Origin of the sequence: Polaromonas sp. CF318 (genome assembly GCF_000282655.1) — a bacterium.
Lineage (GTDB): Bacteria > Pseudomonadota > Gammaproteobacteria > Burkholderiales > Burkholderiaceae_C > Polaromonas.
Genome location: NZ_AKIV01000102.1, coordinates 35576 through 42106, shown reverse-complemented (window position 1 = coordinate 42106; position 6531 = coordinate 35576). Strand labels below are relative to the sequence as shown.

Annotated in this window: 6 protein-coding genes; 3 read left to right on the top strand and 3 right to left on the bottom strand. The window is 66.5% G+C overall.

The genetic code is table 11. The features are described from left to right. The first annotated feature begins 156 nt into the window (after positions 1-156). Positions 157-1404 carry a benzoate/H(+) symporter BenE family transporter gene (locus PMI15_RS18765; protein ID WP_007872789.1) on the top strand — a complete coding sequence of 416 codons (1248 nt, stop codon included), beginning with the start codon at positions 157-159 and terminating at the stop codon, positions 1402-1404. Continuing rightward, positions 1401-2357, top strand: coding sequence for a glutathione synthase (gene gshB, locus PMI15_RS18760; RefSeq protein WP_007872786.1), 957 nt, complete (start codon positions 1401-1403; stop codon positions 2355-2357). Before PMI15_RS18765 ends, gshB begins: the two co-directional genes overlap by 4 nt. Positions 2358-2489: 132 nt before the next feature. Here gshB and PMI15_RS18755 read toward each other — a convergent pair whose 3' ends face one another. Genes PMI15_RS18755 through PMI15_RS18745 form a run of 3 tightly spaced genes read right to left on the bottom strand, consistent with a single transcriptional unit; the run spans position 2490 to position 4973 of the window. Continuing rightward, positions 2490-3284, bottom strand: a complete 795-nt coding sequence (locus PMI15_RS18755; protein ID WP_007872781.1) for a class II glutamine amidotransferase — start codon at positions 3282-3284, stop codon at positions 2490-2492. Between the two features lie 2 nt (positions 3285-3286). Beyond that, positions 3287-4765, bottom strand: a complete 1479-nt coding sequence (locus tag PMI15_RS18750) for an MFS transporter (RefSeq protein WP_007872780.1) — start codon at positions 4763-4765, stop codon at positions 3287-3289. Between the two features lie 16 nt (positions 4766-4781). Continuing rightward, entirely contained in the window at positions 4782-4973 is a 192-nt protein-coding gene (locus tag PMI15_RS18745) for a 4-oxalocrotonate tautomerase (RefSeq protein ID WP_007872778.1), read from the bottom strand. 210 nt (positions 4974-5183) lie between these two features. Here PMI15_RS18745 and PMI15_RS18740 point away from each other — a divergent pair, with 210 nt between their 5' ends. Continuing rightward, entirely contained in the window at positions 5184-6521 is a 1338-nt protein-coding gene (locus PMI15_RS18740; RefSeq protein WP_007872776.1) for a putative zinc-binding metallopeptidase, read from the top strand. Positions 6522-6531: the final 10 nt, after the last annotated feature.

Below are 6531 nucleotides of genomic sequence, written 5' to 3'. Positions count from 1 at the left end.
GCCTTTTCTTTGGTGACTTTCTTTTGGCGAAGCAAAAGAAAGTTACTTGCTGCCGGGCAACCCCCGGCCAACCACCCTCAGCAAAGAGAACAGGAGAGCGCGCAAGGACCGGCGCAAGACCCGGCACCCAACCCGATCCCTGCCAAAATCCCAAAAATGCAGTTTTTCAAAGACCTCAACCTCTCCGCCTTCACCGCCGGCTTTGTGGCCGTGCTGGTCGGCTTCACCAGTTCGGTTGCCATCGTGTTCCAGGCCGCGCAGGCCTTCCATGCCACGCCGGCTGAAATCGCCTCGTGGATGTGGGCGCTGGGCATGGGCATGGGGCTGTGCTCGGTGATTCCCTCGCTGTGGCTCAAGAAGCCGGTGATGGTGGCCTGGTCCACGCCGGGCGCTGCCGTGCTGGCCACGGCCGGGCTGGCCGGCGGGTTCTCGATGGGAGAGGCGGTTGCGGCTTTTATGGTCAGCGCCGCGCTGATCACGCTGTTCGGTATCACCGGCTGGTTTGAAAAAGCCATGAACCGCATTCCGGTAGCGATTGCGTCGGCGCTGCTGGCCGGCGTGCTGGCGCGTTTCGGCATCCAGGCTTTTTCGGCGGCGCAGACGGCCCTGCCGCTGGTGCTGCTGATGCTGGCCATCTATCTGCTGGGCAAACGCCTGTTGCCGCGTTATGCCGTGGTGCTGACGCTGGTCGGCGCGGTGGTGTTTGTGGCCGCGCGCGGGCAACTGGCCTGGTCGGAAATGGCGTTTTCTTTCGCCATGCCGGTGTTCGTGATGCCGCAGTTCAGCTTCGCGGCCATCGTGAGCCTGGCGATTCCGCTGTTTGTGGTGACCATGGCCTCGCAAAACCTGCCGGGCGTGGCGGCCATTTACGCGGCGGGCTACGGGCCGGACAGCGCGGACGGCGGCATCCCGATCTCCAAAGTCATCACGCTCAGCGGCATGGCCACGCTGGTGCTGGCGCCCTTCGGTGCCTTTGCGCTCAACCTGGGCGCCATCACGGCCGCCATCTGCATGGGCAGGGAAGCGCATGAAGACCCGGCCAGGCGCTACACGGCGGCGGTTTCCTGCGGCGCGATGTACATCGTGATCGGCATTTTCGGCGCGGCCATCACCGGCCTGCTCACGGCTTTCCCCAAGGAGCTGGTGGTGGCCATCGCGGGGCTGGCGCTGCTGGGCTCCATAGGCAGCGGGCTGGCGGCGGCGGTGAAGGACGAGTCGCACCGCGAGGCGGCGCTTATCACGTTTCTCGTCACTTTGTCGGGCGTGGTAATAGCCGGTGTGGGCTCGGCCTTTTGGGGGGTGGTCGCGGGCGCGCTGGCGCTGTTTGTACAACAATACGGCCAGCAAGGCCGTGAATCCCTGTCCGCCCCGGCGCCGGACGCCAGAACCATTTCCAAACCATGAACCTCCTTTTTGTCGCCGATCCGCTTGAGTCCTTCAAGATCTACAAGGACACCACTTTCGCGATGATGCGCGAGGCGCAAAGGCGCGGCCACCGCATCAGCGCCTGCCTGCCGGCCGACATGAACTGGCAGACCGGCGCCAAGGTCACGGCCCAGGTGCGCCACATCAGGCTGACGGGCGACGCCGATACCTGGTTCACGGCGGACCCGTCACGCCCCGATGCGCGCGAAGCCGTCGCCGGTTTTGACGCGGTGGTGATGCGCAAGGACCCGCCCTTTGACAGCGAGTATTTCTACAGCACGCATCTGCTGGAGCAGGCCGAACGCGAGGGCGCCAAGGTCTTCAACAAACCGCGCGCACTGCGCGACCACCCGGAAAAACTCGCCATCCTCGAATTCGCGCAGTTCAGCGGCCCGACGCTGGTGACGCGCAGCGCGGCCGACATCAAACGTTTTCACGCCGAGCACAAGGACATCATCCTCAAGCCGCTGGACGGCATGGGCGGCATGGGCATCTTCCGCGTGAAGGAAGACGGCCTGAACCTGGGCAGCATCACCGAGACGCTGAACCGCGACGGCGCGCAAAGCGTGATGGTGCAGAAGTTCCTGCCCGAGATCGCCAAGGGCGACAAGCGCGTTCTCGTCATCGGCGGCAAGCCCGTGCCCTTCAGCCTGGCGCGCATTCCGCAGGGCAGCGAGGTGCGCGGCAACCTGGCGGCCGGCGGCCTGGGCGTGGCGCAGCCGCTGTCCAAACGCGACTTTGAAATCGCCGAGGCGCTGGGCCCGGTGCTGGCCGCGCGCGGCCTGCTACTGGCCGGCGTCGACGTGATCGGCGATTACGTGACCGAGATCAACGTCACCAGCCCGACCTGCTTCCAGGAAATCCACGACCAGGCCGGCTTTGACGTGGCGGCCATGTTCATCGATGCGCTGGAGGCGGCGCTGAAGGCTTGACGCCGCCGGCGCGCCGGTCATGCTGACGGGCATGGGCGGCCGGCCCGACACCGTGCCGCGCTGGAAGGGCAGCGATTTCGACAGCATTTTTGTGGTGACCGTACAGCGCAACGGGCAGGTCGCCCTAGAAAGCTAGGCGGCCGCCAGCGCGCCGTCCTCAAACACCTTGAGCTCGCCCGGCGCGAAGGCCGTCCACTGCTCGTTCGTGGTCAGCGGCGCCGTGACGACCACGGCCACCTTGTCGGTGGGCCGGGTGTGCTCGGCGAAGTTCACACTCACATCCTCATCGCTCAACGTGGCATGGGCAAAGGGATGCTTGCGCTCGACGTAGTACAGGTTCGTGGAGGCATGCGCCCACAGCGCCTGGCCGTTGCTGAGCAGGAAGTTGAAAGTGCCGTGGCCGGCGATCTGCGCCGCGAGTTCGCGCAGCGTGATGCTGAGCTCCCGCACGCTGGGAACACCGGCGTGCGATTTGGCCATCTCCTGCATGATCCAGCAAAAGGCGCGCTCGCTGTCGGTGGAACCCACGGGCCGGAAGCTGCCGTGCAGGCGCGGCGAAAAATCCTTCAGGTCGCCGTTGTGCGCGAACACCCAGTAGCGGCCCCAGAGCTCGCGCACAAAGGGGTGGCAGTTCTCCAGCGCCACGCGGCCCTGCGTGGCCTTGCGGATGTGCGAGATCACGTTGCGGCTTTTGATGGGATAGCGGCTGATCAGCTCGGCCACCGGCGAGCTGCTGGCCGGCTGGTGGTCGACAAAGTGGCGCAGGCCCTTGTCGCCGGCGCCGGCCACGCTGTCATCGCCTTCAAAAAATGCGATGCCCCAGCCGTCGGCATGGTGGTCGGTGTGGCCGCCGCGCTGGGCGAAGCCGCGAAAGCTGAAGGTCACGTCGGTGGGGGCGTTGCAGTTCATGCCCAGGAGTTGGCACATGGTCAGCCTGCTTTCTGCGGGTCATTGGGAATGCCGGCCGCCGGCACGCGAAGCTGCCAGGCCGCCACCATGGCCAGCAGGCACAGCGCGGCCAGCATCAAAAACGCCTCGTTGAAGGCGGCCAGGCGGGCCGGGCTGCTGGTGCTGTTGGCCAAAGAGTCGCCATGGGCGGCCAGCCGCCATTCGAGCACGATGCCGCACAGGCTCACGCCGATGGCGCCGCCCAGCATGCGCAAAAAGTTGATCGCGCTCGCCCCCTGCGAGAGCAGATGCTCGTGCAGCGGCCGCAGCGACCCGAGGTTCAGCGAAGGCAGGATAAAACCCAGGCCTATGCGGCCCAGCGTGGCCCAGGCCACCAGCATCCACAGGCCGGAGGCCAGGCTCACCGTGAGCATCAGCGCAAACGAGGCAGCCAGCAGCGCCAGGCCTGTGCTGACCAGCAGCCAGGTCGGGTGCTTGTCGGCCAGGCGGCCCACGCCGGCAATCGTGGCGGCCAGCACCAGCCCGGCCGGCAGCAGTATGGTGCCCACATGCGAGGCCGAGAGCTTCAGGCCCAGCTGCAAATAAACCGGCAGCAGGTAGGTCGAGCCGAACAGGGCCGTGCCGTAAATAAAGGCGACGATGCTGCCCATGGCGAAAGGCCGGTAGCCGAAAAGCGCCAGGTTCATCAGCGGTGCGCCGCCGTTGGCGGCCAGGCGGCGCTGCCACCAGACAAAAGCCGCGAGCGCGGCGGCCGCGCCGCCGAGCAAAACAAAAGCCTGAGCGCCGCCGCCTGCGCCATGCAGTTCGACCATGCCGTTGAGCAGGCACAGCGTGCCCACCGCGCCCAGCAACAGGCCGCGCCAGTCGATCATGGCGGTGTTGCGGTTGGCCGCCACGCCGCCGGGCGCGGTGTCGGGCACATAGCGGTAGGCCATCCACAGGGAGACGAGGCACAGCGGGATCACCATGAAAAAAATCGAGCGCCAGCCGAACAGATCCACCAGCACGCCGCCTATGCTGGGCCCCACGGCCGGCGCCAGCACCACGCCCATGCCGAAGAGGCCGCTGGCGCGGCCCTGCTCATGCGGCCCGAAGGCGCGCATGATGATGATGGCGGGAATCGGCTGCACCACGCCGGCCGCCAAGCCCTCGGCCACGCGCGCGCCCAGCACCAGGCTGAAATGGTTGGACAAGCCGCCGACGATGCCGCCGACCATGAGCAGCAGCATGGTGCCCGCATAGGTGCGGCGATAGCCATAGCGCGCCAGCAGCCAGGGCGTGGTCAGCATGGAGACCGTCATGGCCACCATAAAGCCCGAGCTGACCCATTGCGCGCGCTCCTGCCCCAGCGTGAAGTGCTGGCTCATGTCGGGAATCGCCACGTTGACGATGGTCGACGACATGATGGAGGCCATTGTGCCTATCATGACCGACAGCAGGAGCAGCCAGCGGTAACGCGGGCCGTGGCGCGCCTGCAGGCCGGCGAGGGAAGCGGACATGCGCCGGGCCCGGCCTTTAGTCCCTGGGCTCGGACCAGAGCTTGCCGCCGGTGGCCCAGTTCTCGCGCTTGACGTCGGTGATCAGGATGTCCACCGACTCGGGCTGGCCGCCCAGGATTTCAACGCTGACGCGGGTGATGGCCTCAACGAGCTTTTTCTTTTGCTCAATGGTGCGGCCTTCCATCATTTCGACGTGGTAAGTGGGCATGGTTTCCTCTGGAATGAAGTGCCCGCGGCGGGATTGCCGCGGGGCGTGTGAATACCCGATGATAAAAGCAAGCGCCGCGGGCGGTTTTGTCGGCCTGCGCTGACAGGCCGACGGGTAGTGCCGCCGCAGGCCCGCGCGGCAAAACATGGGACACTGCCATCCTGCGGGCGCGCCGCACCCGTCCCCCGCAGGCTTTATCCGGGCAAGCACTTGTTCTTCACCAACCCCTCCACCTCCACCGAGCCACCCCTGCCCTTGCTGGCAGGCCGCAACTACCGCTGCCAGTGCGGGCAACCGGTGTTCTTTCGCAACAGCAAATGCCTGGCCTGCGACACGCCGCTGGGCTATGACTGCGAGCGCGGCCTGCTGTTGCCCCTGATGCCGGGACCGCGCAAAGGCAGCTGGCGCGAGTGGCAGGCGGGCGCCGCGCCGGCCGTGCCGCCGCCCGACGACACGCAGCCACCCGCGCTGGACGAGATTCCCGGCCAGGAATCCGCGCCTGATGCCACGCCAATGCCGTTCGCCGAAGCTGGTAGCGAGGCCGGCGATGACGACGGTGTGCCGACCTACAAGCGCTGCCTCAACCTTGCCACCCCCGCCTCCTGCAACTGGCTCGTGGCCTGGCACGACCCCGCGGACATGTGCCGGGCCTGCCGGCTGAACCGCACGATTCCCGACCTGATGAACCCGGAACAGCCCGACAACGGCTACCTCTGGGGGCGCATAGAGCTGGCCAAGCGGCGGCTGGTGTCCTCGTTGATCCTGTTGGGGCTGCCGGTGGCGTCGCGCATGAGCGAAGACCCTGCACGCGGCCTGATGTTCGATTTCCTGCGTTCACCGGTCAACGGCCCGCACATCATGACCGGGCACAACACCGGCCTGATCACGCTCAACATCGACGAAGCCGACGACGCCAAGCGCGAGGCGGTGCGCAAGGCCATGCGCGAGCCCTACCGCACCCTGCTGGGCCACCTGCGCCATGAGGTGGGCCACTATTACTGGGACCGTCTGGTGGCCGGCACGCCCTGGCTGGAGGGCTTTCACCAGCTCTTCGGCGATGAGACGCTGGACTACGCGGCCGCCCTGCAGCGCAACTACGACGAAGGCCCGCCCTCCGACTGGCCGCTGCATTTCGTGAGCGCCTATGCCAGCACCCATCCCTGGGAAGACTGGGCCGAATGCTGGGCGCACTACATGCACATGCGCGATGCCATCGATACCGCGCTGAGCTTCGGCCTGAGCGTGGACCGCTTCGACCTCGAGTTCACGCCCTTCACGCTGGACGCGCTGTACCAGCCGGAGCACCCGGATGCGGCGCAGTTCCTGACCTTCATCAACCACTGGACCCGGCTGACCACCATGCTCAACGAGATGTCGCGCAGCATGGGCCAGCCCGACTTTTATCCTTTTGTGTTGCCCCTGGACGCGGTGGGCAAGCTGCAATTCATTCACCTGCTGGTGACCTCGGGCAGCTGGCGCGAGGAGGAGGCAAGCCAGGCGGTGCAGGAGCAGGAGCAGACACAAGAAGCGCCGCAACCGGCGGGCTAAATGCGGAGTC